The organism is Streptomyces venezuelae (assembly GCF_008642335.1).
Lineage (GTDB): Bacteria > Actinomycetota > Actinomycetes > Streptomycetales > Streptomycetaceae > Streptomyces > Streptomyces venezuelae_F.
Map to the genome: position 1 here is coordinate 3284535 of NZ_CP029191.1, position 25991 is coordinate 3310525.

24 protein-coding genes and 1 tRNA gene are annotated in these 25991 nt (G+C 70.7%); 13 read left to right on the plus strand and 12 right to left on the minus strand.

All coding sequences use genetic code 11. The features are described 5' to 3' along the window. The first annotated feature begins 104 nt into the window (after positions 1-104). Both DEJ49_RS14630 and DEJ49_RS14635 read left to right on the plus strand, forming a co-directional pair. Positions 105-764: a YwqJ-related putative deaminase gene (locus tag DEJ49_RS14630; protein ID WP_223832835.1), complete on the plus strand. Its 660-nt coding sequence runs from the start codon at positions 105-107 to the stop codon at positions 762-764. 50 nt (positions 765-814) lie between these two features. After that, positions 815-1345, plus strand: coding sequence for an SUKH-3 domain-containing protein (locus DEJ49_RS14635; RefSeq protein ID WP_150184524.1), 531 nt, complete (start codon positions 815-817; stop codon positions 1343-1345). A gap of 15 nt (positions 1346-1360) precedes the next feature. Here the strand turns inward: DEJ49_RS14635 and DEJ49_RS14640 are convergent, their stop codons facing one another. Next, positions 1361-2674, minus strand: coding sequence for a sensor histidine kinase (locus DEJ49_RS14640; RefSeq protein ID WP_150184525.1), 1314 nt, complete (start codon positions 2672-2674; stop codon positions 1361-1363). Positions 2675-2857: 183 nt separating this feature from the next. Between DEJ49_RS14640 and DEJ49_RS14645 the strand changes: the two genes are divergently transcribed. From DEJ49_RS14645 to pth, 5 genes are all read left to right on the plus strand, one after another. Beyond that, positions 2858-2930: transfer RNA gene (locus tag DEJ49_RS14645), tRNA-Gln, on the plus strand. 133 nt (positions 2931-3063) lie between these two features. Next, positions 3064-4512 (plus strand): bifunctional UDP-N-acetylglucosamine diphosphorylase/glucosamine-1-phosphate N-acetyltransferase GlmU, encoded by a 1449-nt coding sequence (gene glmU / locus DEJ49_RS14650; protein ID WP_150184526.1) that lies wholly within the window; start codon positions 3064-3066, stop codon positions 4510-4512. A 113-nt stretch (positions 4513-4625) separates the two neighbouring features. Beyond that, positions 4626-5600, plus strand: a complete 975-nt coding sequence (locus DEJ49_RS14655) for a ribose-phosphate diphosphokinase (RefSeq protein ID WP_150168841.1) — start codon at positions 4626-4628, stop codon at positions 5598-5600. A 180-nt stretch (positions 5601-5780) separates the two neighbouring features. Beyond that, positions 5781-6371: a 50S ribosomal protein L25/general stress protein Ctc gene (locus tag DEJ49_RS14660; protein WP_150184527.1), complete on the plus strand. Its 591-nt coding sequence runs from the start codon at positions 5781-5783 to the stop codon at positions 6369-6371. Positions 6372-6482: 111 nt separating this feature from the next. Beyond that, a complete protein-coding gene (gene pth / locus DEJ49_RS14665; protein WP_150184528.1) occupies positions 6483-7085 on the plus strand; it encodes an aminoacyl-tRNA hydrolase in 603 nt (200 codons plus the stop codon). A gap of 81 nt (positions 7086-7166) precedes the next feature. On the opposite strand, the gene ppc is transcribed toward pth, so the two are convergent. Then, a complete protein-coding gene (gene ppc / locus DEJ49_RS14670) occupies positions 7167-9911 on the minus strand; it encodes a phosphoenolpyruvate carboxylase (protein ID WP_150184529.1) in 2745 nt (914 codons plus the stop codon). A 282-nt stretch (positions 9912-10193) separates the two neighbouring features. Between ppc and DEJ49_RS14675 the strand changes: the two genes are divergently transcribed. Together DEJ49_RS14675 and DEJ49_RS14680 are read left to right on the plus strand one after the other, a co-directional pair. Then, positions 10194-11270, plus strand: a complete 1077-nt coding sequence (locus DEJ49_RS14675) for an acyl-CoA desaturase (protein ID WP_150184530.1) — start codon at positions 10194-10196, stop codon at positions 11268-11270. Next, the gene (locus tag DEJ49_RS14680) at positions 11267-11953 is read left to right on the plus strand and encodes a TetR/AcrR family transcriptional regulator (RefSeq protein WP_150184531.1); all 687 of its coding nucleotides are present in this window, start codon (positions 11267-11269) and stop codon (positions 11951-11953) included. The genes DEJ49_RS14675 and DEJ49_RS14680 overlap by 4 nt, the downstream gene beginning before the upstream one ends. Positions 11954-12062: 109 nt before the next feature. On the opposite strand, the gene DEJ49_RS14685 is transcribed toward DEJ49_RS14680, so the two are convergent. Then, on the minus strand, positions 12063-12308 hold the full coding sequence (locus DEJ49_RS14685; protein WP_150184532.1) for a hypothetical protein: 246 nt from the start codon (positions 12306-12308) through the stop codon (positions 12063-12065). Further along, on the minus strand, positions 12308-13132 hold the full coding sequence (locus tag DEJ49_RS14690; protein ID WP_150184533.1) for a trans-aconitate 2-methyltransferase: 825 nt from the start codon (positions 13130-13132) through the stop codon (positions 12308-12310). The genes DEJ49_RS14685 and DEJ49_RS14690 overlap by 1 nt, the downstream gene beginning before the upstream one ends. 138 nt (positions 13133-13270) lie before the next feature. Here DEJ49_RS14690 and tamR point away from each other — a divergent pair, with 138 nt between their 5' ends. Beyond that, positions 13271-13768, plus strand: coding sequence for a MarR family transcriptional regulator TamR (gene tamR / locus DEJ49_RS14695; protein WP_150168851.1), 498 nt, complete (start codon positions 13271-13273; stop codon positions 13766-13768). On the opposite strand, the gene DEJ49_RS14700 is transcribed toward tamR, so the two are convergent. After that, complete coding sequence (locus tag DEJ49_RS14700; RefSeq protein WP_150184534.1) at positions 13727-14503, minus strand: LuxR C-terminal-related transcriptional regulator; 777 nt, start codon at positions 14501-14503, stop codon at positions 13727-13729. The two genes, tamR and DEJ49_RS14700, sit on opposite strands and share 42 nt — an antisense overlap. Positions 14504-14768: 265 nt before the next feature. Between DEJ49_RS14700 and DEJ49_RS14705 the strand changes: the two genes are divergently transcribed. After that, positions 14769-15224 (plus strand): GNAT family N-acetyltransferase, encoded by a 456-nt coding sequence (locus tag DEJ49_RS14705; protein ID WP_150175665.1) that lies wholly within the window; start codon positions 14769-14771, stop codon positions 15222-15224. Between the two features lie 21 nt (positions 15225-15245). Here the strand turns inward: DEJ49_RS14705 and DEJ49_RS14710 are convergent, their stop codons facing one another. The 4 genes from DEJ49_RS14710 to galT form a co-directional block, all read right to left on the minus strand. Continuing rightward, positions 15246-15593 (minus strand): DoxX family protein, encoded by a 348-nt coding sequence (locus DEJ49_RS14710; protein WP_150184535.1) that lies wholly within the window; start codon positions 15591-15593, stop codon positions 15246-15248. A gap of 129 nt (positions 15594-15722) precedes the next feature. Continuing rightward, a complete protein-coding gene (galK, locus tag DEJ49_RS14715) occupies positions 15723-16877 on the minus strand; it encodes a galactokinase (RefSeq protein WP_150184536.1) in 1155 nt (384 codons plus the stop codon). A 30-nt stretch (positions 16878-16907) separates the two neighbouring features. Then, positions 16908-17861, minus strand: a complete 954-nt coding sequence (gene galE, locus DEJ49_RS14720; RefSeq protein ID WP_150184537.1) for a UDP-glucose 4-epimerase GalE — start codon at positions 17859-17861, stop codon at positions 16908-16910. After that, positions 17858-18919 carry a galactose-1-phosphate uridylyltransferase gene (galT, locus tag DEJ49_RS14725; protein WP_150184538.1) on the minus strand — a complete coding sequence of 354 codons (1062 nt, stop codon included), beginning with the start codon at positions 18917-18919 and terminating at the stop codon, positions 17858-17860. Before galT ends, galE begins: the two co-directional genes overlap by 4 nt. Positions 18920-19088: 169 nt before the next feature. Between galT and DEJ49_RS14730 the strand changes: the two genes are divergently transcribed. Together DEJ49_RS14730 and DEJ49_RS14735 are read left to right on the plus strand one after the other, a co-directional pair. Beyond that, positions 19089-20777 carry a sodium:solute symporter family protein gene (locus DEJ49_RS14730; RefSeq protein ID WP_150184539.1) on the plus strand — a complete coding sequence of 563 codons (1689 nt, stop codon included), beginning with the start codon at positions 19089-19091 and terminating at the stop codon, positions 20775-20777. A gap of 22 nt (positions 20778-20799) precedes the next feature. Continuing rightward, entirely contained in the window at positions 20800-21096 is a 297-nt protein-coding gene (locus DEJ49_RS14735; RefSeq protein WP_150184540.1) for a hypothetical protein, read from the plus strand. 51 nt (positions 21097-21147) lie between these two features. Here DEJ49_RS14735 and DEJ49_RS14740 read toward each other — a convergent pair whose 3' ends face one another. From DEJ49_RS14740 to DEJ49_RS14750, 3 genes are all read right to left on the minus strand, one after another. Continuing rightward, positions 21148-21888 (minus strand): helix-turn-helix transcriptional regulator, encoded by a 741-nt coding sequence (locus tag DEJ49_RS14740; RefSeq protein ID WP_223832836.1) that lies wholly within the window; start codon positions 21886-21888, stop codon positions 21148-21150. 245 nt (positions 21889-22133) lie between these two features. Continuing rightward, on the minus strand, positions 22134-24044 hold the full coding sequence (locus DEJ49_RS14745) for a PQQ-binding-like beta-propeller repeat protein (protein WP_150184541.1): 1911 nt from the start codon (positions 24042-24044) through the stop codon (positions 22134-22136). A gap of 57 nt (positions 24045-24101) precedes the next feature. Continuing rightward, positions 24102-25856 carry a PQQ-binding-like beta-propeller repeat protein gene (locus DEJ49_RS14750; RefSeq protein ID WP_150184542.1) on the minus strand — a complete coding sequence of 585 codons (1755 nt, stop codon included), beginning with the start codon at positions 25854-25856 and terminating at the stop codon, positions 24102-24104. Positions 25857-25991 lie beyond the last annotated feature (135 nt).

The following is a 25991-nucleotide window of genomic DNA, read 5'->3' on the forward strand; positions in this document are numbered from 1 at the left end:
TGCCCCAGCTTCCGCACCACCCGCCCCATTTGGCAGGCTGTCCCCGCGACGCGGGGGCGTTGTACACGCGGTGACGGCCGCGAGCAGGGGGAGGGAAGAGCACGATGCAGACCGCACAGAGCAGCATGTCCGGCCGGACGCCGGCGACGACGACGGGCGCCACGACCGGCGACGGCACGGCCCCGGGCACCGTCCCGACAGCCACACAGGCCGCCCAGGCCGCGCACGCCGCGCAGGCCACTCACACCGCGCACGCCACTCACGCCGCGGCCGACCCACGCGTCGCCGGAGACCCGCGCGTCGGCTGGAGCGCCACCGCCGCCCACGCACCCATCCTGCGTCAGCGCCGCGACGGCATCCTGCCCACCGTCGCCGCCGCTCTCTCCGTACGCGGCCAGACCACCCTCACCTGCACCGCGGGCCGCGGCGAGGAGCCCCCCGCGCTCCACCCGCTCGTCCAGGACTTCCTCGACGCCCTCACCAGCGGGCAGCGCGAGCGCTTCACCGGCCGCTGCGCCGAGGCCATCCTCATCTCCCGGCACCTCACGGCGGCCGACGCGAGCCGCTCCAAGCGTGCCTCGCGCAAGCCCATGACCAACGGCGAGGCCCGCAAGGCGCTGAAACACGCCAAACTCACCACCCGCCGCATCCGTGAGGACGGCGACCCCCTGCACGGGCACTTCGCCCAGCCCTGCCGTTCCTGTACCGCGCTCACCGCCCACTTCGGTGTCCGCGTCGTCGACCCCACGGCCACCGAAGCCTGATCCGCCGCCCGGCCGACCGTTCCCACCACCCGAACGAGGGTTACCACCCCATGCACCCCGACCACCCCGCCACCGCCGCCGCACCCGGCACCGGCGGCAGCACCCGCTTCCCCGTCCCCGTCGACGCCGCCCTGCGCGCCGCCGGCTGGCGCCCCGGACACTGGGACATAAAGCAGGCAGAGATCTGGGCCGACGCCCTGCGCCGCCACACCTCGCCGGCCGGCCACCGGCACACCGTGTTCCCCGCGGCCGTCGAGGCGTGGGCCGAATTCGGCGGCCTGCACATCACCCCGCAGGGGCCCGGCCGTCAGATAGCGCCCGCCACCGTGCACCTCGACCCGATGTACGGCCTCCACCTGGCCCGCACCCTGGGCGATCTGGGCCGCGCGCTCGGCACGGAGGTCTGCCCCATCGGCGAGGAGCCGGACACGCAGGCGCTGCTCGCCATCGACACCGAGGGCCGCGTCTACAGCCTCGACCACAGCGGCGACTGGTTCCTCGGCGCCCACATCGACCAGGCCCTGGCCACGCTCATCACCGGTGCCCAGCCCACCCGCCTGTCGGCGGGCTCGGGGATATAGGACGACCGGACCCGGTCACGCCGCCGCGGGAAGGACCGCCGACACCCGGAAGCCGCCGCCGTCCGTCGGCCCCGAGACGAACACCCCGCCCAGGCCCATCACGCGCTCGCGCATGCCGACGAGGCCGTTGCCGCCGCTCGGCAGCCGCGCGTCGGACGAGGCGTCGGCCTCCGGCGGGGGTTCGTTCTCCACCTGCATCGCGATCTCCGCGCTGCGGTACGCCAGCCGTACGTGCGTCTTCGCGCCCGCCGCGTGCTTGTGGACGTTGGTCAGCGCCTCCTGCACCACGCGGTACGCCGTCTGCTCCACCTCCGCGGAGCAGTCGCGCGCCTCGCCCTCCACCGACAGGTCCACCGCCATGCCGGTGGCCCGTGACTGGCCCACCAGCTCTTCGAGCTCCGCGAGGCACGGGCCGTCCTCGTCGACCGCGCGGGAAGCCGCCGCGGCGGCCGCGAAGGCCACGGCGGCCAGCGGCGGCTCGGCGGGCCTCTCCGCCTTCGCCTTCGTGCCGTCGCCCGTGCGCAGCACCCCGAGCATCTCGCGGAGCTCGGTCAGCGCCTGGCGTCCCATGTCGCCGACGAGCGCGGCGTTCTTGACCGCCTTCTCGGGGTCCTTGCGCGCCACCGCCTGGAGGGCCGCGGCGTGCACGACCATCAGGCTGACGCGGTGCGCCACCACGTCGTGCATCTCGCGGGCGATCCGCGTCCGCTCCTCGTTCCTGGCCCACTCCGCGCGCTCCTCGGCGCGCTCGGCGAGGAGTTGCAGCTCCCGCTCCAGGCTGTCGGCGCGCTCGCGCATGCCCTCGACGAGGCGGCGGCGCGCTCCCACGTAGAGCCCGAGGAGGACCGGGGGCGCGGTCACGCCGATCGCGGCGGTCACGGCGAAGAAGGGGATGAACTCGCTGCCGATGGAGGGGCTGCCCTCGGCCATGTCCTGGTTGGCGCGCACCAGCGCGACGATGAGGGTGCCCGCCATCGACATGCCGGCCAGGGCGCCGATGATGCGGCGCGGCAGTTCCGAGGCGGCCAGGGTGTAGAGGCCGACGACGGTCAGCAGGACCCCCATCTGGGCGGGCGTGATGGCGATCGATATCAGGACGACCGCGATGGGCCAGCGCCGCCGGATCAGGAGCGCGGCCCCCGCCAGTACGCCGAAGCCGACACCCACCGGAACGGGCAGCCCCGCGTCCCGCGCGAAGGCCACTCCCTCCGCCCCGCACTCCGCCGCGGACAGCGCGGCGAGCCCCGCGTCCAGCGCGGCACCGCGCCACCGCTCCCACCACCACGGCCCGGTCATGGCCGTGGTGCGGTCGTCCCCCGTCGTGGTCATGTCCTCCAGCGTACGGGCGTTCCGCCCCGTTTTTCCGGTGAGTTTTCGGCACGGTGATCCAGCACACGGACGCGGCGAGGGCCGGTTGGAGATCTCCACCGTCGCGTCGGAGGGGGTCGGTACGGCATAGTGTTGCGTGCCGACTCGGCAACCTGACGCAATGTCCGGTTCGTTCGGCTTTGATCCCCCATGGTGTAATCAGGCAGCACTGCGGTTTTTGGTACCGTCTGTTCAGGTTCGAATCCTGATGGGGGAGCTGCACTCTTTCTCCGGGTCCTGACCGCCGAGGTCGGGACCCGCCCTCATTTCCACCGCACAACGCCCCGGTATCCTGCGGATGTCCTCCCACAGAGGAACCCCAACCCATCCGAAGCCGAAGGGCATCCCCCGTGAGCGCAACCTGCCCGGCAGCCGTCGTCGTCCTCGCAGCGGGTGAGGGCACCCGTATGAAGTCGGACCGGCCGAAGGTCCTGCACGACATCTGTGGACGTTCCCTCATCGGACACGTGCTCCACGCCGCCTCCGCGCTCTCGCCCGAGCAGCTCGTCACCGTCGTCGGTTTCCAGAGCGACCAGGTCCGCGAGCACCTCGGGGTCATCGCCCCGCAGGTCCGCACCGCCTACCAGGCCGAGCAGAACGGCACGGGGCACGCGGTCCGCATCGGCCTGGAGGAGCTCGGCGGCACGGTCGACGGCACCGTCGTGGTGGTCTGCGGCGACACTCCCCTGCTGACCGGCGCGACGCTGCAGAAGCTCGCCGCCGTGCACAGCGACGACGGCAACGCCGTGACCGTGCTGACCGCCGAGGTGCCGGACGCGACCGGCTACGGCCGCATCGTGCGTGACGGCGCCGACGGCTCCGTCACGGCGATCGTCGAGCACAAGGACGCCACCGAGGCGCAGCACGCGATCCGCGAGATCAACTCCGGGGTCTTCGCCTTCGACGGCCGGCTCCTGACCGAGGCGCTCGGCAAGGTCCGCACGGACAACAGCCAGGGCGAGGAGTACCTGACCGACGTACTCGGCATCCTGCGCGAGGCCGGGCACCGCGTCGGCGCCGCCGTGGCGGACGACCACGAGGAGATCGCGGGCATCAACAACCGCGTCCAACTGGCACAGGCCCGGCGCACGTTGAACGACCGGCTGCTGACCGAGGCGATGCTGGCCGGCGTGACGGTCGTGGACCCGGCGTCGACGTGGGTGGACGCGACGGTGACGTTCGAGCGCGACGCGATCATCCAGCCGGGCACGCAGCTGCACGGCGCCACGCATCTCGGCAAGGGCTGCGAGGTCGGCCCGAACACCCGCCTGAAGGACACCTCGGTGGGCGCGGGGGCGCGCGTCGACAACACCGTCGCGGACACCGCGGAGATCGGCGAGCAGGCGCTCGTCGGCCCGTTCGCGTATCTGCGCCCCGGCACCCGGCTTGGAGTCAAGTCAAAGGCGGGTACGTATGTGGAGATGAAGAACGCGACGATCGGCGACGGCTCCAAGGTGCCGCACCTGTCGTACGTGGGCGACGCGACGATCGGCGAGCACTCCAACATCGGCGCCGCGAGCGTCTTCGTGAACTACGACGGCCAGGCCAAGCACCACACCACGGTGGGGTCGCACGTCCGCACCGGCTCGGACAACATGTTTGTGGCTCCTGTCACGGTCGGGGACGGTGCGTACACCGCCGCGGGGTCCGTGATCACGAAGGACGTGCCGGCGGGTTCGCTGGCCGTCGCCCGGGGCCAGCAGCGGAATATCGAGGGCTGGGTGGCCCGAAAGCGTCCGGGGAGCGCGGCCGCGAAGGCGGCCGAGGCGGCGTCCCGGGAGCCGGCCGGCGAAAGCTGACCGGAAACAGGTGCGCCTGACACGGCGTACCGTGATAGTGCACATTCGGCCGACTCGACGCACCGGGACGCGTGAGTACGGCAGCGGGAAGAACTCTCTGAGGAGACAGTGCTGTGACCGGGATCAAGACGACCGGCGAGAAGAAGCTGATGCTCTTCTCCGGCCGCGCCCACCCCGAGTTGGCCGAGGAGGTCGCACACAAGCTGGGTGTCGGCATCGTGCCGACGAAGGCCTTCGATTTCGCCAACGGCGAGATCTACGTCCGCTACCAGGAGTCGGCGCGCGGCGCCGACTGCTTCCTGATCCAGAGCCACACCGCTCCGATCAACAAGTGGATCATGGAGCAGCTGATCATGATCGACGCGCTGAAGCGCGCGTCGGCCCGCTCCATCACCGTCATCGTGCCGTTCTACGGTTACGCGCGCCAGGACAAGAAGCACCGCGGGCGTGAACCGATCTCGGCGCGTCTGATCGCGGACCTCATGAAGACCGCGGGTGCCGACCGCATCCTCACGGTCGACCTGCACACCGACCAGATCCAGGGCTTCTTCGACGGCCCGGTCGACCACCTCTTCGCCCTGCCGATCCTCGCGGACTACGTGGGCGCGAAGGTCGACCGCTCGAAGCTGACCGTGGTCTCCCCCGACGCCGGCCGCGTGCGCGTCGCCGACCGCTGGTGCGACCGCCTCGGCGCGCCGCTCGCGATCGTGCACAAGCGCCGCGACAAGGACGTCGCGAACCAGGTCACCGTGCACGAGGTCGTCGGTGAGGTGAAGGGCCGCGTCTGCGTCCTGGTCGACGACATGATCGACACGGGCGGCACGATCTGCGCCGCCGCCGACGCCCTGTTCGCGCACGGCGCGGAGGACGTCATCGTCACGGCCACGCACGGCGTCCTCTCGGGCCCGGCCGCGGACCGCCTGAAGAACTCGAAGGTCAGCGAGTTCGTCTTCACGGACACGCTGCCCACGCCGAGCGAGCTGGAGCTCGACAAGATCACGGTGCTCTCCATCGCGCCGACGATCGCGAACGCGGTGCGCGAGGTCTTCGAGGACGGTTCGGTGACGAGCCTCTTCGACGAGCAGTAGAACGACCGCTAGAAGATCCTTTTGGTGCGGCCTCCGTCGCCGAGTAGACTGCTGAAGTTGCTCGGCGAGGGAGGCCGCACTTTTCTGTGTGGCTGTCCGTTATCGACGCGCTCTTCGTAGCAGGCCGTTCGTGGCCGGGTGACCGATTCTTTTCCGTCACTGCATATACGAGGAGTGCACATGTCCGAGGTGAAGATCACCGCCGAGACCCGTACCGAGTTCGGCAAGGGTGCGGCCCGCCGTCTGCGTCGCGCCGACAAGCTGCCCGCCGTCGTCTACGGCCACGGCTCGGAGCCGGTCCACATCGCCCTTCCGCACCACGACACCCTCATGGCGCTGAAGACCTCGAACGTCCTGATCAACCTGGACATCGACGGCCGCAGCGAGCTCGTCATCCCGAAGGCCGTCCAGCGCGACGCCCTCCGCATCGGCATCCTCGAGCACGTCGACCTGCTCATCGTGAAGCGCGGCGAGAAGGTCACCGTCGAGATCCCCGTCCACACCGAGGGCGACCTGGCGCCGGGCAACAACCTGCTCGAGCACGTCCTGAACACCCTCCCGGTCGAGGCCGAGGCCACCCACATCCCGGAGTCGGTCACCGTCTCCGTGGCGGGCCTGGACGCCGGCGCGTCGGTCCTCGCCAAGGACATCCCGCTGCCCTCCGGCACCACGCTGGCCGTCGAGGACGACACCGTCGTCCTCCAGGTCCTGGCCGCGCAGGCCGAGGAGGCCCCGGCCGAGTCCGAGGGCGACGAGGCCGCCGAGGCCTGAGCCTCCGCGACACACGTTCCACACGGCAGCCGCCGCTCCTCCACGGGGGGCGGCGGCTGCCGCGCGTGAGCCCACGAGGCTCCGAGCCAGTGATGCGCGTATGAAGGAGACATGCACGTGACGACCGACGCCAGCGCCCCCTGGCTGATCGCGGGCCTCGGCAATCCGGGCCCCGAGTACGCCATGAACCGGCACAACGTGGGCTTCATGGTGGCCGACCTGCTCGCGCAGCGCATCGGCGGCAAGTTCAAGCGGGCCGGCAAGGCGCAGGCGCAGGTGGTCGAGGGCCGGATCGGGGCGCCGGGCCCCGCGAACCGCCGCGTCATCCTGGTCAAGCCCATGTCGTACATGAACGTCTCGGGCGGCCCCGTCACCGCGCTCCGCGACTTCTACAAGGTCCCCACGGCGAACATCGTCGCGGTCCACGACGAGCTGGACATCGACTACGGCACGCTGCGCCTGAAGCTGGGCGGCGGCGACAACGGCCACAACGGCCTGAAGTCGATGACCAAGGCGATGGGCCCCGACTACCACCGCGTCCGCTTCGGCATCGGCCGCCCGCCGGGCCGCATGCAGGTCGCGGACTTCGTCCTCAAGGACTTCTCCTCGACGGAACGCAAGGAACTCGACTACTTCGTGGACCGCGCGGCCGACGCGGTGGAGTCCCTGATCACGGACGGCCTGGAACGCGCGCAGAGCACGTACAACTCCTGAGGCGCTCCGGAGCCCCTCGTACGCGGACGGCCCCACCCGAGCCTGTGCTCGGACGGGGCCGTCGGCGTCTGCAGGGGCAGGTCAGCCGGTGTTGCGGAGGCCCGCCGCCACGCCGTTCACCGTGAGCAGCAGGGCCCGGCCCAGGAGCGGGTCCGGGTCGGTGCCCGCGGCGGCCTCGTCGCGCTGGCGCTTGAGCAGGGCCACCTGGAGGTAGGAGATCGGGTCCAGGTAGGCGTCGCGGATCGCGAAGGTCTGCTGGAGCGCCGGGTGGGAGTCGAGGAGTTCGTTCCCGCCCGTGATGCGCAGGACCTCGCGGACGGTCAGCTCGTGCTCCTCCTCGATCATGTCGAAGACGTGCTTGAGCTCATCGGGCACGAGCGTGTCCACGTAGTGCCTGGCGATCCGCAGGTCCGTCTTAGCGAGGGTCATCTCGACGTTGGAGATGAAGTTGCGGAAGAAGTGCCAGTGCTCGTGCATCTCGTCGAGGACCGTGTCCAGGCCCGCCTCGCGCAGCGCCTTGAGGCCCGAGCCGACACCGAACCAGCCGGGCACGATCTGCCGGGACTGGGTCCAGCCGAAGACCCACGGGATGGCGCGCAGGCCGTCGAGCGAGACGCCCGAGCCGGGGCGTCGCGAGGGCCGGGAGCCGAGGTGCAGGTCGGCGAGCTGGTCGACGGGGGTCGACGCGAGGAAGTAGTTCGGCAGGTCCGGGTCCTCGACCAGCTTGCGGTACGCGGAGTGCGCGGCGTCCGAGACGACGTCCATCGCGGCGTCCCAGCGGGCGAGAGCCTCGTCGGACTGGCGCGGGGCGGTGTGCAGGGCGGAGGCCTGCAGCGTCGCCGCGACGGTCAGTTCGAGGTTCTCGCGGGCCAGTGACGGCACGAGGTACTTGTCGGAGATGACCTCGCCCTGCTCGGTCACCTTGATCTCGCCCTCCAGCGTGCCCCACGGCTGCGCGAGGATCGCGTCGTGCGAGGGGCCGCCGCCGCGGCCGACGGTGCCGCCGCGGCCGTGGAAGAGGCGCAGGCGCACGCCGTAGCGGTGGGCGACGTCACGGAGCCTGCGCTGGGCGCGGTGGATCTCCCACTGGGACGTGGTGATGCCGCCGAACTTGGAGGAGTCCGAGTAGCCGAGCATGACCTCCTGGACGTCGCCGCGCAGGGCGACCAGGCGGCGGTACGACGGGTCGGCGAGCATCTCGTCGAGGATCACGTCGGCGGCGCGCAGCTCGTCGGTCGTCTCCAGGAGCGGCACGATGCCGATCTTCGCCCAGCCCGCGTGCAGGTCGATGAGGCCCGCCTCGCGCGCGAGGACCGCCGCGGCGAACACGTCGTCCGCGCCCTGGCACATCGAGATGATGTACGACTCGATGACCTCCGGGCCGAAGACCTCCAGGGCCTTCTTGACGGTGAGGAAGACACCGAGGGTCTTCTCGCCCGCCGCGTCGACCGGCGCCGGGGACGGGCCGAGGGGACGCCGGGACCTGAGCTCCTTGGCGAGCAGCTTCTGGCGGTACTCGCGCGGCATGTCCGCGTACCGCCAGGACTCCTCGCCGAGCCGGTCGAAGAGCTGGCCGAGCGCGTGGTGGTGGGCGTCCGCGTGCTCGCGTACGTCCATCGTGGCGAGCTGGAGACCGAAGGCAGCGAGGGTGCGGATGGTGCGGTTCATCCGGCCGTCGGCGAACAGGGCGCCCTTGTGCTCGCGCAGCGAGGTCTGGATGAGCGTGAGGTCGTGCAGGAGCTCGGCGGTGCCGAGGTAGTCGCGGCCCTCCTCGTGCGCGGTGCCCCTGGCCAGGCGCTGCTTGGTGTTCTCCAGCTTCTGCCGGATGCAGGTGGCCTTGAGGCGGTAGGGCTCCTCCGCGTTGAGGCGCTTGTAGCGGGGGCTGATCTCGGGCAGCCGCTCCAGGTCGCTCTGGAGGGAGGTCTTCAGCTCCTCGGTCGCTCCCGTGTAGCGGATGGAGTTGGAGAGGAAGCCGCGCAGCTCGTCGATCATGTCGAGCGCGTCGTTGATCCCGTGCTCGTGCTGGAGGATCAGGACGTCCCAGGTGACGGCGGGCGTCACGTTCGGGTTGCCGTCGCGGTCGCCGCCGATCCAGGTGCCGAAGCTGAGGGGGCGGGTGCCCTCGGGCAGCTCGACGCCGACGCGCTCCAGCTCGGCGGTGAGGTCCTCCAGGACGTCGCCGACGGCGCCCGCGTGCAGCTCGTCGAGGTAGTAGATGGCGTTGCGGGCCTCGTCGGCGGGCTCGGGGCGCACCACGCGGAGCTCGTCGGTCTGCCACACCAGGTCGATGTTCTCGGCGAGCCGCACGTCGTGGCGGCGCCGGTCGGACTCGATGACCGGCGTCTCCAGGAGCTCGGCGACACGGCGGAGCTTGTTGAGCACGGAGCGGCGGGCCGCCTCTGTGGGGTGCGCGGTGAAGACGGGGCGCACGTTGAGGTGCTGCACCGTCTGGCGCAGGTGCTCCGGGTCGGCGTCCTTGAGCCGGTCCGCGGTGCGCGCGAGGAGCCCGCCCTCGGCGGCACGCTTGGCGCGCAGCTCGCGCCCGCGGTGGACCTGCTCGGTCACGTTCGCCAGATGGAAGTACGTGGAGAAGGCGCGGACCAGCTTGGCCGCGGTCTCCAGTTCCGTACCACCGAGGAGGGTGGCGGCGGCCTCGCCGTCCTCGCGCGTCAGGCGGCGGACCTTTTCGACCAGGTCGAGGAGCTCGGGGCCCTCCTGGCGTACGAGGGTCTCGCCGAGCAGGTCGCCGAGGCGGCGGATGTCGGCGCGCAGCTCGGTGCTGGCGGTGCTGGTGGCCTGCTGGCCCTGGTCGTCGGCACTGCTCACAGGTGCGGCTCCTTGCAGTGTTGAAGCGCTTCAAGACTGGGAGAGGTCCCCGATGGGGATACCGGGGGGAGATACAGAGCGGACCGCGCTGTCCGACCGTCTCCAAGGATAGGTGTCACATCGGGCACAGAGCTCGCGGCCTCTTGCCGCGAGGCTCCGCACTGCCATACTTACGTCGCCGTAGGTTACGGAACCGTAGGAAACGCGGTATCGCAGCCGTTGCGGGAACCGTGCCCGCGCACCGCTCCCACCCCGACCCTCGACCCCACAGGGGACGTGCCCATGACGACAACCTCCGATGCGTACTCCGAGGCCGATGTGATCGACGACGCTCCAGACGCTCCACGGGCGGACGCGAGCTCCCCCAACTCCACCGCCACTGCCACGGCCACCGCCGTCGCGACGCCGTCGGCGACGCTGGGCGGCGAGCAGAAGCGCTCGCTCGAACAGATCGCGCTGCTGCTCTTCATCACCGTCCCCTTCCTCGCCCTGGTCGCGGCGGTGCCGCTGGCCTGGGGCTGGGGCGTGAGCTGGCTGGACCTCGGCCTGCTCGTCCTCATGTACTACCTGGGGTGCCACGGCATCACCATCGGCTTCCACCGCTACTTCACGCACGGCTCCTTCAAGGCCAAGCGGCCGCTGCGCATCGCGCTGGCCGTCGCGGGCTCCATGGCGGTCGAGGGACCCCTCGTCCGCTGGGTGGCCGACCACCGCAAGCACCACAAGTTCTCCGACGCGGAGGGCGACCCGCACTCCCCGTGGCGCTTCGGCGAGACGGTTCCCGCGCTGATGAAGGGCCTGTGGTGGGCGCACATCGGATGGATGTTCGACGAGGAGCAGACGTCGCAGGAGAAGTACGCGCCGGACCTGATCAAGGACCCGGCGATCCGCCGGATCTCGCGCCAGTTCCTGTTCTGGACGATCGTCTCCCTCGCCATCCCGCCGGTGGTCGGGGGCCTGGTCACGATGTCGTGGTGGGGCGCGTTCACGGCGTTCTTCTGGGGTTCGCTGGTCCGCGTCGCGCTGCTGCACCACGTCACGTGGTCCATCAACTCGATCTGCCACGCGGTGGGCAAGCGCCCCTTCAAGTCCCGTGACCGCTCGGGCAACGTGTGGTGGCTCGCGGTGCTGTCCTGCGGCGAGTCCTGGCACAACCTCCACCACGCCGACCCGACGTCGGCGCGGCACGGGGTGATGCGGGGCCAGGTCGACTCGTCGGCACGGATCATCCGCTGGTGCGAGCAGCTCGGCTGGGCGTACGACGTGCGGTGGCCGTCGCAGTCGCGCATCGACTCGCGCCGCAAGCCGGAGGGTGCGGTCGAGTCCCGGCGCGGGGCCGCCGCGTCCGACGCGGCATGATTGACGACGTGGCGACCGACTCCAGCAATTCCATCCCTGCCGGCAAAGAGAAGCAGCCCCGGCGTACCCGCCGGACCCGTATGACGGGTGCCGAGCGGCGGGAACAGCTGCTGGACATCGGCCGCACCCTGTTCGCCGCCAAGGGCTTCGAGGGCACGTCCGTGGAGGAGATCGCCGCGAAGGCGGGGGTCTCCAAGCCGGTCGTGTACGAGCACTTCGGCGGCAAGGAGGGGCTGTACGCGGTCGTGGTGGACCGCGAGATGCGGCAGCTCCTGGACATGGTGACGGGCGCGCTCACCGCGGGACACCCGCGGGAACTCCTCGAACAGGCCGCGTTCGCCCTGCTGGACTACATCGAGACGTACACGGACGGCTTCCGCATCCTGGTCCGCGACTCCCCGGTGGCCCAGTCCACCGGCACCTTCGCCTCCCTCATCTCCGACATCGCCACGCAGGTCGAGGACATCCTCGGCCAGGAGTTCAAGGGCCGCGGCTTCGACCAGAAACTCGCTCCGCTGTACGCGCAGGCGCTGGTCGGCATGGTCGCGCTGACGGGGCAGTGGTGGCTGGACGCGCGCAAGCCGAAGAAGGCCGAGGTGGCGGCGCACCTGGTCAATCTGGCGTGGCACGGGTTGGACGGCCTGGAGCCCAAGCCGCGCCTGATAGGCCACCGCAAGAGCTGACCTCCGGGGCCGGCGTCCGTCCGGGCGCCCCACACCGCACCCTGCCCCGCCGCTCCGCGGCGGCCTCTCCCACCCACCCACCCGTTCACCTCGCACCGCCAAGTGCCCGTCAGCCGAGCTCGCACTCCAGGAACTCCAGCCGGTTCCCCACCGGGTCCTCCGAGTAGAAGCGGTCCGGCTCGATGCCCAGGTGGAGGCGGACGTCGCCCGTCTCGAACCAGCAGCCGCCGCGTGCCGCCGGAACCGGCGGCTTCGGGACCTCCGTCATGCCGAGCACGTCGACGTAGTACGCGCGCAGCGCCGGCTCGCTGCCCGGCGGGGCCGCCAGCTGGACGTGGTCGATCGCCGCGAGCATCAGCGGTCCCCCCTCCGCGCCACCGCGAACACCCTGCGGAACGGGAACACCGTGCCGTGAGGTGTGGGTGGGTAGGCCTCGCGGAGGAGGGTGCCGTACTCCTTCAGGAACTTCTCCGTCGCCGCCGCGTCGTCCGACAGGGCCGTCAGGACCGGGCGCAGGCCCGTGCCCTTCACCCAGTCCAGGACCGGGTCCTCGCCCGCGAGGAGGTGCTGGTACGTCGTCTCCCACGCGTCGACCTCGCAGCCGAGGTCCGCGAGCCGTGCCAGGTACGCGCCCGGCGAGAGCACCGCGTCCGCGTGGCGCAGGACGTCGCCGAGGCGGTCGCGCCAGCGGGGGGACGCGGCGAGGTCGCGCATCAGGACGTGGCTCGGCGCGTCGAAGTTGCCCGGCACCTGGAAGGCGAACGTTCCGCCGGGTGTGAGCGCCTCGATCCACGCCGGGAAGGAGGCGGTGTGGCCCGGCACCCATTGCAGGGTCGCGTTGGAGAGGATCAGGTCGTATGTGCCGGGGGCCGGGGTCCAGGCTGCGGCGTCCGTCCACTCGAAGTCCAGGCGGCCGCCGCCCTCCGTGGGGCCCGCCAGTTCCGCCGCCCTCGCCAGCATCGCCGCCGAGTTGTCGAAGCCCGTGACGTGCGCGGTGGGCCAGCGGGCCGTGAGGAGCCGGGTGACGTTGCCGGGGCCGCAGCCGAGGTCGGCGATGCGGGGCGGGCGCCCGGACGCGGGGAGTTCCGGGACGCGGGCCAGCAGGTCGGCGAAGGGGCGGGAGCGGTGGTCGGCGTGGCGGAGGTACTGGTGGGGGTCCCAGGTGGCGGCGGCAGACATGGGGGGCTCGGTAGGCATGGGGGGCTCGGCAGGCATGGGCGTGGGCCTCCTCGGTTACGGGGGTCTGGCCTCATCCTGAACCCGAGGTATCTTGACGTCAAGAGACTTCACGTCGACAGACCCCCTACACTGATCGTCATGGAGGACGAGGTCGATCGGCTGGTCGCAGCGTGGCGCCGGGAGCGCCCTGACCTCGACGTGGAACCACTCGAGGTGCTCAGCCGCGTGAGCAGGCTCGCGCGGCACCTGGACCGCGCCCGCAGGCTCGCCTTCTCGGAGCACAACCTGGAGCCGTGGGAGTTCGACGTCCTGACGTCGCTGCGGCGCGCGGGCGCGCCCTACCAGCTCTCCCCCGGGCAGCTGCTCACCCAGACCCTGGTGACCTCGGGCACCATGACGAACCGCATCGACCGCCTCGCGAAGAAGGGCCTCGTCGAGCGTCTGCCCGATCCGAGCGACCGGCGCGGCGTCCTCGTACGCCTGACCGCCGAGGGCCGGGACCGCGCGGACCAGGCCCTAGCCGGACTGCTCGAACAGGAGCGGGCGATCCTCGCGGAGCTCTCCCGCGCCCAGCGCGCCGAACTGGCCGCGCTGCTACGCCAGCTGACCGCCCCGTTCGACAACATCCCCGGCTAGGTCGGCGGGTCCCACGCCCGCGCGCCGGGCGAGCGCCACGGCGGCGAGGGTGGAGTGGACGCCCAGCTTCCCCAGCACGTTCTGCATGTGCGTCCGCACCGTGTGCGGGGAGAGGAAGAGCCGCTCGGCGACCGCCTTGCGGCCGAGCCCCGCCACCATGCAGCGCAGCACCTCCCGCTCACGCGGGGTCAGCGACTCCACGAGCCGCTCGGACTCGGTGCGGTGCTTGCGGGCCGCGGTCAGCTCGCGCAGGACGCCGGTGAGCAGGGCGGGCGGCAGGTGGGTCTCGTCGCGGAGCACGCCGCGTATGACCGTCAGGAGACGGGACAGCGAGCAGTCCTTGGCGACCCAGCCCGACGCGCCCGCCTGGAGGGCGAGCGCCGCGCGGCGCGGGTCGTCCTTCTCGGCGAGCACGACCGTGCGCACGGCGGGCTGGCCCGAACGGACACCCGCGACCAACGAGATGCCGTCGACGAGCCCGTCGGCGTTGCCGTCCTGCACGGAGACCGCGGGCCGCGTGCCCTGAAGTGCGCTCGCGGTGCTGCCGAGGTCGGCGTCGACGAGCAGCACGTCGTATCTGCGGCCTTCGGTGACCGCGCGCTCCAGGCAGCGCAGCGCGGCGGGGCCGCTGCCGGCCGCGGACACGTCGACGTCCGGTTCGGCCGCGAGCGCCGCGGCCAGCGACTCGGCGAAGATGCGGTGGTCGTCGACGACCAGGACTCGAATGCGAACCACAGAAACCCCCTTCCCCACGCTCCCTGCCGGAAGCGGGGGATACCCCATCATCGGAGAACGCCTGGTGCGGGTACGGCGCACGGAGCGGAGGCTTGACGCGGTCGCACGGCCGCCGCCGCGCTGTCACCGCCACCCCCACGCCGGGCGCCGTACCCGACTGTCTCGCCCCCTGATCAGTGCCGGCCCCCACCGGCACTGCCCTTCAGAGTAGGGCCGGACGCCGGGAGCGGAAGGTGATTTGCAGAACTGGTTGGCCAGCGCGTTTATGGTGAGCCTTATGTTTCGTATTGAGACGGGAGTCGACAAGGAGCGGCTCGGTCTGCTTCGCTCGCGGCTGAGCGAGACGAACACGGCGGCGTCACCGGAGCTCAGAGCCCTGCGCGGGACGCGTGAGGACCAGGAAGTCCCGCTGGCCGTATGGGCGTTGGACGGGCGGGGCGGCCTCGCGGCGGGCCTCGCAGCGCACACGTGGGCGCGCTGGCTGCACGTGAACCACCTCTGGGTCGACGACCGGCACCGCGGGGCGGGGCTCGGTTCGCGCCTTCTGGCCGAGGCGGAGCGGGTGGCCCGCGAGGAGCGCGGGTGCGTCAACTCCCGTGTGGAGACCTGGGACTTCCAGGCTCCCGGCTTCTACCGGAACCAGGGGTACGAGCTGGTGAGCGTGATCCCCGACTACCCCGAGGGCGTCAAGGAGTTCACGCTCACCAAGCGGCTCGGCTGAGAGCACCGGTGACGACGGGTCTCAGGCCGCGAGGCCCAGGGCCAGGGCGCCGATCACCGGCGCCGCGTACATCAGCGGGAACGGGATGTGCGTGTACCAGCGCGCCCGCACCACGGTGACGACGGCACCGGCGAAGTACAGCACCAGGGCGATGCCCGCGACGGCCCCGACGACGGGCACGAACAGGCCCGCGACCAGGCCCAGCGCGCCCGCGGCCTTGGCGGTGCCGAGCCAGGGCAGCCACGCCATGGGGATGCCGTAGTCGGCGATGGGCTTCACGACCCACTCGGCGCGCAGGAAGACGGAGACGGCGGAGAAGGCCACCATCGCGGCGGCGACCAGCGTGACGACTGCACAGGTTGTGGACATGGCGGGTGCTCCTCATCGGGCGGTGGCTTTTTCACTGCCCTGACGGAACCGGCCACGGGAGTGTGACCGGTCCACGGCACCTGTTCCGAAAAACTTTTCCGGCGGCTCCCTCGGCGCCCTTTCGCCCGCTCAGGCCTCCCGCCGCGCCCCCGCCGACGCCTCCGCGGGGAACACGCGCGGCGCCGTGAAGCCCGCCGTGGCGAAGGCCTCCAGGACCGACTTCGTCACCGTGTCCTCGTCCGCCGACTCCACCAGGACGACCGCGGAGCCGCCGAAGCCGCCGCCGGTCATCCGGGCGCCGAGCGCGCCCGCAGCGTTCGCGGAGGTGACGACCAGGTCCAGCTCGGGGCAGGAGATGCGCAGGTCGTCGCGGAGCGAGGCGTGCCCTTCGGTGAGGACGGGGCCGGTCGCGCGGACGTCGCCGGAGTCGAGGAGGCCGATGACCCGCTCGACGCGGTGGTTGTCCGAGACGATGTGGCGGACATAGCGGCGGATCCTGTCGTCCGTCAACTGGGCCAGCGCCGCCGGGAGTTCGTCGTACGCGATGTCCCGCAGGTGCGGGACGCCGAGGACGCGCGCGCCCTCCTCGCAGCCGGCCCGCCGCTCCGCGTACGCCCCGTCGCCCAGCTCGTGCTTGACGCGGGTGTCGACGACGAGCAGCCGCAGGCCGTGCGCGGCGAGGTCGAAGGGGACCTGCCGTATCGCCAGGTCGCGGCAGTCCAGGTGCAGGGCGTGGCCCTCCGTGGCGCACGCGGACGCCATCTGGTCCATGACGCCGCACGGCACGCCGACGAAGGCGTTCTCGGCGCGCTGGGCGAGGACCGCGAGGCGCGGCCGGTCCAGGCCGAGTCCGTAGAGGTCGTTCATGGCGAGTGCCGTGACGACCTCCAGGGCGGCCGACGAAGAGAGGCCCGCCCCGGTCGGCACGGTCGAGGCGAGGTGGATGTCGGCGCCGCCGGAGACGTCGTGTCCCGCGTCCCGCAGCGCCCACACGACACCGGCGGGGTAGGCGGCCCAGCCGCCCTGCCCGTACTTCGAGAGGGGTTCGAGGGCGTCGACGCGGAGTTCGGCGACGGGGGCGTCGATGTCCGCGGAGTGCAGCCGCAGCACGCCGTCGGTGCGGCGCGCCACCGCCGCCACCGCGGTGTGCGGCAGCGCGAGCGGCATGACGAAGCCCTCGTTGAAGTCCGTGTACTCGCCGATCAGGTTGACCCGGCCGGGCGCCGACCAGACGCCCTCCGGCTCGTACCCGTACAGCTCGGCGAACTTCCCCGCTACGTCCATCAGTTACCCCTCGATCCCGGTCAGGTCAGGTCAGCGCTGGGCGAACGCCCAGGCGTCGGCGACGATGCCCGCGAGGTCCGCGCGGGACGGATTCCAGCCGAGCCGCTCGCGCGCGGTGGCCGCGGACGCGACGAGGACCGCCGGGTCGCCGCCCCGGCGCGGGGCCACGACCTCGGGGATCGGGTGCCCGGTCACCTTGCGGACGGTCTCGATGACCTCGCGCACGGAGAAGCCGTTGCCGTTGCCGAGGTTGCAGATGAGGTGCTCGCCGTGGGTGGCGGCCGCGACGGCGAGGAGGTGGGCCTCGGCGAGGTCGGCGACGTGGATGTAGTCGCGGACGCAGGTCCCGTCGGGGGTCGGGTAGTCGTCGCCGAAGACGCTGATCGCCTCGCGCCTGCCCTGCGCGACCTGGAGGACGAGCGGGATGAGGTGCGACTCCGGGTCGTGGCGCTCACCACAGTCGCCGTACGCGCCCGCGACGTTGAAGTAGCGCAGCGAGACGGCGGCCAGGCCGTGCGCGGCCGCCTCCCCGGTGATCATGTGGTCGACGGCGAGCTTCGAGGCGCCGTAGGGCGAGGTGGGGGCGGTGGGGTCGGTCTCCGTGATGGGGGTGTTCACGGGCTCGCCGTACGTCGCGGCCGTGGAGGAGAAGACGAGCCTGCGCACGTCGGCGTCGCGCATGGCGGCGAGCAGGGCCATGGTGCCGCCGACGTTGTTGTCCCAGTACTTCTCGGGCTTCACGACGGACTCGCCGACCTGCGAGAAGGCGGCGAAGTGGAGTACGGCGTCGTAGGAGGAGTCCAGCCACTTGGCGGCATCGCGGATGTCGCCCTCGATGAACGAGGCACCGGCGGGGACGCCTTCGCGGAAGCCGGTCGAGAGGTTGTCGAGGACGGTCACCTCGTGCCCGGCCTCGAGCAGATGCTGGGCCACCACGCTCCCGACATAGCCCGCGCCACCGGTGACCAGGTACTTACCGCTCATGAACTCGCTACCTCTCGCAGTCGCTGGGCCGCGGCTTCCGGCGGCACGTCGTTGATGAACACGCTCATACCGGATTCGGAACCCGCGAGGAACTTCAGCTTGCCCGAAGTGCGGCGAATCGTGAAAAGTTCGAGATGGAGGGCGAAGTCGTCCCGGTTGATCCCGTCATGTCCCTCCAGCGCCCCGAAGGGCGCCTGGTGCCAGGCGGCGATGTAGGGGGTGGGGTTCTCGTCCGCGCCGAAGATCCGGTCGAAGCGCCTCAGGAGTTCCAGATAGACCTGTGGGAACTCCGCGCGCGCCGCCTCGTCGAGCGCGAGCAGGTCGGGCACCCGGCGCTTGGGGTAGAGGTGGACCTCGTAGGGCCAGTGCGCCGCGTACGGCACGAACGCGATCCAGTGTTCGCCCTCCAGGACGACCCGCTCCCCCTTGCTCTCCCTGGCGACGACGTCGTCGAAGAGGTTGCCGCCGCCCGTCGACTCCTTGAACGCGGCGAGCGAGCGCAGCATCAGGTTCGTGCGCGGGGTGACGAAGGGGTACGCGTAGATCTGCCCGTGCGGATGGCCGAGGGTCACGCCGATCTCGGCGCCGCGGTTCTCGAAGCAGAACACCTGCTCGACGGAGGGCAGGTGGGAGAGCTCGGCGGTCCGGTCGGTCCACGCCTCCAGGACGAGCGCGGCCTGCCCGGGGGCGAGGTCCGCGAAGGACGCGTCGTGGTCGGAGGTGAAGCAGACGACCTCGCAGCGGCCCGCGTCGCCCGCGAGCGAGGGGAAGCGGTTCTCGAAGACCACGACGTCGTACGCCGCGTCGGGGATCTCGCTGAGCCGGTCCCCGGCGGACGGGCACAGGGGGCACTCGTCGGCGGGCGGGTGGTAGGTGCGCCCCTGTCGGTGCGAGGCGATGGCCACGGAGTCGCCGAGCAGAGGGTCCTCGCGGACCTCCGACGTGGTGGCGACGGGCGCGAGCGGGCGCCGGTCGACGGCGTCGCGCACGGTGTCGTCGCGCACGTCGTAGTAGATGAGCTCACGACCGTCGGCGAGACGGGTCGAGGTCTTCTTCACGTCCGGGGCTCCTCATCACCCACCCAACAGAACCGAACATAACAAACCACAAGCCAACAGCAACGTCAACGATCACAATCAAACAAAGAACACCAACAGAACTGTTCAGTTATTGAAGCGGGAGGCGTAGGTTCCCGTCTGATCCGTTCGCGCAACGAAGCGAGTTCACATGCAGTCCCCCACCACGACAACCCTGGCCGAGGGGCTTCGGCTGCCCACCAACGGCCTCGACTACGCGATCCTGGCGATCTACTTCGCCGTGGTCCTCGGCATCGGCTTCGCCGCCCGGCGCTCCGTGAAGACCAGTCTCGACTTCTTCCTCTCGGGCCGCTCCCTGCCCGCGTGGGTCACCGGTCTCGCCTTCGTCGCCGCGAACCTGGGCGCCACCGAGATCCTGGGCATGGCCGCCACCGGCGCGCAGTACGGCGTCGCGGTCGTCCACTGGTACTGGATCGGCGCCATCCCGGCCATGGTCTTCCTCGGCCTGGTCATGATGCCGTTCTACTACCGCAGCAAGGTCCGCTCCGTCCCCGAGTTCCTGCTCCAGCGTTTCGACAAGTCGGCGCACCTGCTCAGCTCGGCGCTCTTCGCCTTCGCGGCGATCCTCATCGCGGGCGTGAACCTCTACGCCCTCTCGATCGTCGTCGAGGCGCTCCTCGGCTGGCCGCAGTGGGTGGCGATCGTCGTCGCGGGACTCTTCGTCCTCGCGTACATCACGATCGGCGGCCTCTCCTCGGCCATCTACAACGAAGTCCTGCAGTTCTTCGTGATCCTCGCCGCGCTGATCCCGATCTGCGTCATCGGCCTGAAGAAGGTCGGCGGCTGGGACGGTCTCACCGGATCCATCGAGAAGCAGCACGGCGAGAACTTCATGACCGCCTGGGGCGGCACCGGCATCGGTGACGCCAACCCGCTCGGCGCCAACTGGCTGACGATCATCCTCGGCCTCGGCTTCGTGCTCTCCTTCGGCTACTGGACGACCAACTTCGCCGAGGTCCAGCGCGCCCTCTCCGCGAAGAACCTCAGCGCCGCCCAGCGCACCCCGCTGATCGCCGCCTTCCCGAAGATCTTCATCGTCTTCCTGGTGATGATCCCGGGTCTGGTCGCCGCCGTCCTCGTCCCGAAGATCGGCACGGCCGGCTCCGACCTGACGTACAACGACGCGATCCCCTATCTGATGCAGGAGCTGCTGCCCAACGGCGTCCTCGGCATCGCGGTCACCGGTCTGCTCGCCGCGTTCATGGCGGGTATGGCGGCGAACGTCTCGTCCTTCAACACCGTGTTCACGTACGACATCTGGGCGAAGTACGTGATCAAGGACCGCGAGGACGGCTACTACCTCAAGTTCGGGCGGCTCATCACCGCGATCGGCGTGCTCGCCTCGATCGGCACGGCGTTCATCGCCTCGTCGTTCTCGAACATCATGGGGTACCTGCAGACCCTCTTCTCCTTCTTCAACGTCCCGATGTTCGTCGTCTTCATCATCGGCATGTTCTGGAAGCGGGCCTCGATGAAGTCCGGCGTGTGGGGCCTCGTCGCGGGCACCGGCGCCGCGATGGTCAACTACTTCTGGATCTACAAGCAGGGCGTCATCGACATCCCGACCGACCAGGGCGCGAATTTCGTCTCGGCGATCGTCGGCTTCGTCGCCGGTGCCGTCGTGATGGTCGTGGTCACGCTCTTCACCGCGCCCAAGCCGGAGGCCGAGCTGGCGGGCCTGGTCTACGGAACGGCCTCGCCGGGCCTGGAGGACGAGGGCACGGAGGAGGGCGACGACGCCTGGTACCGCAAGCCCGCGCTGCTCGGCTGGGGCGCCATCGTGCTCGCCGCGGCCTGCTACCTGCCGTACTCGCTCTAGACCGATCGGAGGACCGAACACCATGTCCGAGCCGCACAACTCCGCGCTGCACGACGAAGTCTCCGAGCTGGAGCGCAAGTCCGCGACGGCCGCACGCCTCTTCGACATCCGGCGCATCATCGGCGGCCTGTTCGTCGTCTACGGAATCATCGTGACGATCGCCGGGATCACCGCGTCCGACGCCGACCTGAAGAAGGCCGAGGACATCAACATCAACCTGTGGACGGGCCTCGGGATGCTCGCCCTCGGGCTCTTCTTCCTGGGCTGGCTCTGGCTGCGCCCGACGGCCGCGCCCGCCGGCGAACCGGCGGACGACTGACGTTCTGCCGACTGCCCGTACGACGAGTTCATACAGCGACGGGGCCCGAGTTCACCGCGGTGGCTCGGGCCCCGTCGTCATGTCCGCGCCCTCCGCGGCGCCGGCATGGTGCGCGTACGCCGACGCGGGACGCTCGGCGCGCTCCAGCAGACCCGTGCGCGCCGCGAGCGCGGCGGCCTCCAGACGCGACCCGACACCCAGCTTCATCAGGACCCGCTGCACATGGGTGCGCGCGGTGCTCGGGGCTATCCCCATGCCCGCGGCGATCAGCCGGGTGTCCTCGCCGTCGGCGACCCGCACCAGGACCTCGACCTCGCGGGGCGTGAGCATCTGCAGCAGCCGCTGACCCTCGTCGTCGGGCTGCGCGGCCGGATTGAGCAGTTCGCTGAACGCGCCCTGCAACAGCTGGGGCGCGACGGCGGCCTCCCCGGCGCGCGCCTTCATGATGGCGCGCTCCACCCCTTCGATGCGCTCGTCATGGCGTACGTAACCGGAGGCGCCGGAGGCGAAGGCCGCGGCGATCCCGCGCGGGCTCGGCACCGGGCCGAGCACCACCACCGCGACCTGCGGACGGTCCCGCTTGATCTTCACGACCGGGTCGAACATGCCCGGTTCGGCCGGTGTGGCCGTCCCCAGGAGGCAGACCTCCGGGGCCCTGCTGATGACCAGTTCCGCGGCGCCCGCGGCGGGCGCGGCGGCGGCGAGCACGCGGTGCCCGCGCAGTTTCAGTGCCGAGGCGAGGGCCTCGGCGAGCAGTCGGTGATCGTCGACCACCATGAGCCGCACACCCATAGCAACCCCCCAGTTCCCCGCGGGCCCCCCGACCCTTCATCCCCCGGAAGCTACACGCTTGTTCGACGTTACGCGCCCCCTACCGGCCAGAAGCGGCCCGGAATGCCGAAATCCGTGCCATTCGGGGGGCGTTGGCGAGACGCGGATGGTACGCGAACGGCGGCGGGCGCCCCCCGTGGTGCGTGGGGGCGCCCGCCGCCGTCGGTGGCGCCGTCGCTGTTCGACTGCTTCGCGCCGAAGCGGCCTTACTTGGCCACGAAGCCGAGTGCCACGTACTCCTTGTCGTCCTTCGAGTAGGGCTTGCTCAGCAGCTTCTTGCCGAGGAACAAGTGCCCGTTCGCGTAGAGGAGTTCGTTGGACTTCGGGACCATGCCGCTGATCGCCTCGGTGACCGCCTCGGAGTTCGGGGTCTCCAGGAGCTTGGTCTCCTTCATCGTCTTGCCGTCGAGGGAGACGACCTGGGCGCCCTGCTTGTAGCCGTGCGCCTTGTACGCGAGGACGTTGCCGCCGTCCATGCGGATCGGGAAGATCTCGCCGTTGTCGCCGGCGACCGCACGGTCACTGGTGGGCTTGCCGGTGGCCAGCGAGAAGGACACGATCTCGTTGGTGCGGTTGTAGCTCTCGCCACTGCCGTCGTGCTGGCGCGTCGGGACGTACAGCCGGTCGTTGCCGACCGCGATCGCCTTGCAGTCGTTGACCATGTTCACGCCGCAGTCGTGCTCGTACTTCCCGTCCGGCAGCGAGATCTTCGCGCGCAGCTTGCCGTTGCTGCCCAGCGAGAAGACGTCCGTGACACCGGAGGCCGTGATCTTCGTGGTGTCCTGGCCGAAGACGACCGGGTTCGTCGAGATGATCTTGGCGTTGTCGATGCCGGGGGCGATCGGGTACGTCCACTTGTCGTCGCCGGTCTTCGGGTCGAGGAGCTGGACCTTCAGCGTCTCGTCGCCGTACGTGCCGCACTCGCGGATCGCGACGAGCTGGTCACCGCCCGCGTACCCGACGTCCTTGCACTTGCCGACCTTCGGCTTCCACAGGGAGGTGCCCTTGACGTCCCAGGCGGCGCCGCCGCTGGAGGTGCCCGAGCCCGCGGCGATCGTGGTGCCCGAGATGGTGACTTCCTTGAACGTCGCCTTCACGCCGTTGCTCTCGGCGCTCTCGGTCCAGAGCTTCTTACCGGACTTCAGGTCGACCGCGGAGACGTTGGTGCACTGCTGGTAGTCGCCCTTCTTGTTCCGCTTGGCCTCTTCGGTGACGACCGCGGCGATGCCGTCGTCGGTGACCTCGGGCGACATCGCGCACATCATGCCGGAGAGCGGGATCGACCACTTCTCCTTGCCGGTGTCCGGGTCGTAGCCGTTCAGCTCGTTGACGCCCGCCTTGACGTAGGTGTCGTCGGTGAGGACGGATCCGGTGGCGTTCCAGATCTGGTCCTTCGGGATCTCGGGCTGCGGGAGCTGCATGGCCACCTTGGCCGCGGGGTCGCCCGGGGCCTTCTCCTTGGCCGGGCCCTGATCGGGCAGCGCGCCGCCGCCCTCCTTGCCCTTCTCGCCCTTGCCGCCCTTGCCGTCCTTGCCGCCCGACTCCTGCGCGGTGCTCTTGGAGTCGTCGTCCTTCGTCGAGGCGTAGAAGACGCCGCCGCCGACGATCAGCGCGATCGCGGCGACCGCCGCGATGATGATCGTCGTCTGGCCGCTGATCTTCTTGCCGCCGCCGGAGCCGGAGCCGCCGGGCTGCGGCTGCATCGGCATGGTGGGCGGCTGCTGGTAGCCGTGCTGGTACTGCGGCTGCGCGGGCTGCGTCGGATAGCCGTAGCCCTGCGGGACCTGGGGCTGCGCGGGCTGCGTCGGGTAGGCGTAGCTCTGCGGGGCCTGGGGCGGCTGCGGTGCCTGCGGCGCCTGGGGGTACCCGTAGGTGGGCTGGCCCGCCGGGGGTGCGGGAGGGGCCGGGGGCGCCGCCGGGGGCGCCGCGGGCGGCGGGGTCTGCGGCGGCTGGCCGGGGGGCGCGGGCGGGGCCGCGGGCGGCGGGGTCTGCGGGTAGCCGTACGACGGCTCGGGGGCCTTGCCGAAGCCTCCGGGCGGAGGGTCCTGCGGGGCGCCGAAGCCGCCCTGCGGGGGCTCGTTCGGGGGCTGCTGGGGTGGCTGGGGCGGCTGGGTCATGACGGGTCTATTCCTTGGGGACGAGAGCGGTCGAGCGGATGACTGGGTGGGGGCGCGTCACTTGCCGTAGGCGAGCATGAGCTTCGCCTGGCCGGACGTGCGCATGATGTTGGTCGTCGAGATGTAGAAGCGACCGTCCACGTAGTCGACGTCCTTCGAGTAGAAGCCGCTCTCGATCTGCGAGGTGCCCTTCGGGTGCCGCAGAAGGGTCTTGGGCGTGTGCGAGCCCGACGTCGCGATGGAGACGACACGGCCACCGGAGTCGTACGACGGTTTGACGTACGCGATCAGTGAGCCGTCCTCGACCTTCAGCGGCAGCATCGTTTCGTCCAGCGGCGACTTGACGCGCCAGGCCTCCTTGCCGGTGGCCAGGCTGAACGCGACGACCTGGTTGGCGCCGCTCTTCTCATCGGACGGCAGGTACAGGTACGTGTCGTCCGTCGTCACGCCCAGGCAGCCGTCCAGCTTGCGGTTGAGGATCGCCGTGTCGCACTCGGGCGCGAAGTTGTCGTCGGTGACGACCTCGGAACGCGTCTCGTCGCTGTTCTCCTTCAGCACCGAGATGTTCCACTTCTTCTTGTCCTCATTGGTGAGGTACACGACCGTGGGACTGCCCGAGTAGACCTTGCCGATGCGCCAGCCCTTGGGGAACTTCTTGGTCCACAGCGCACGCCCGGTCTTCGGGTCGAGCTGCTGGAGCTCGTCGTGCTCGGTGGGCGTGCTCGCGCCGCAGGACAGAGCCATGAGGAGCTTCTCGCCGCCGGCGAAGCCGTTGGGGAAGCAGGTGCCCTCGTCCTTCTTCTTCGCGACGTAGAGCTTCTTGCCGTCGCTCATCCGCAGCGCCGTGCCGGACTGGTCGCGGCCGACCATCAGCACGTCGCCGACGAGGACCAGGTTGCTGGAGAGGGCCGAGTCGAACAGGCCCTCCTTCTTGACCGGGTGGCCCCAGCCCTTGTCCCCGGTCTTCAGGTCGATGACCTGGATCTGGTTGCACTCGGCACCGCTCTGCGAGCCGTCCTTGTACGCGACGACGATCTTGCCGTCGTCGGTGGCCGTCTCGGTCGCGGCGCAGAGCTTCTCCGGGAAGGTGATGGCCTTCCAGGCGGTCCTGCCGGTCTTCACGTTGTACGCGAGGAGCTGCTTGTACGCGGCCTTGACCACGGTGTCGCCCTGGATCCACATGCCCGGGGCGTCGCCGCCGGAGCCGGGCACCTTGGGCGCCTCCTTGTACCAGAGGACCTTCGCCTCGCCGGCCTGGCGGCCCTCGTTGAGGTCTTCCTTGCCCTCGTGGCCGTCACCGCTGCCGTTGCCCGGGTTGGCCGGCGCGGACGCGGTGGGCTTCGGGTCCTTGTTCTTCGCCTCGGGCTTCTTCTCGCCGCCGTCGTCACCGCTGACGACGGCGTAGGTGACACCGCCGGCGACGAGCAGCGCGGCCACCGCGGCGGCGACGATCACGACGAGCTTGTTGCGCTTGCCCTTGCCGTCGCCGGGCGGGGTGCCGGGCGCGCCGGGTCCCGCGAACTGCGGCTGCGTCGGCAGCTGCGCGTACCCGTACTGTGGCTGATTTCCATACGGTCCCGGCTGCTGCGGCTGACCGTATGGGCCGGGCTGCTGCGGCTGGCCGTACGGCCCCGGCTGCGTCGGCTGGTTGTACGGGCCCGGCTGCTGCGGGTAGCCGTAACCCGGCTGCGGCGGCTGTCCCGGTACCTGGCCCGGCGGCTGCGGCGGCTGGTTGGGCGGCTGTTGCGGCTGGCCAGGCGGCTGCGGAGCTCCGAAGCCGCCGGACGGCGGCTGGTTGGGCGGCTGAGTCATCAGCGCTCCCCCCTTCACTGATTTTTCGGCACGCCAAATGGTGCTGAGGGCAGCCTTTCTATCACCCTGCCCCCGTACCACACGGGTCCGGTCCTGTCCCTGTTCCCAAGGGAGGACCGGCCTGTAATGCACCCG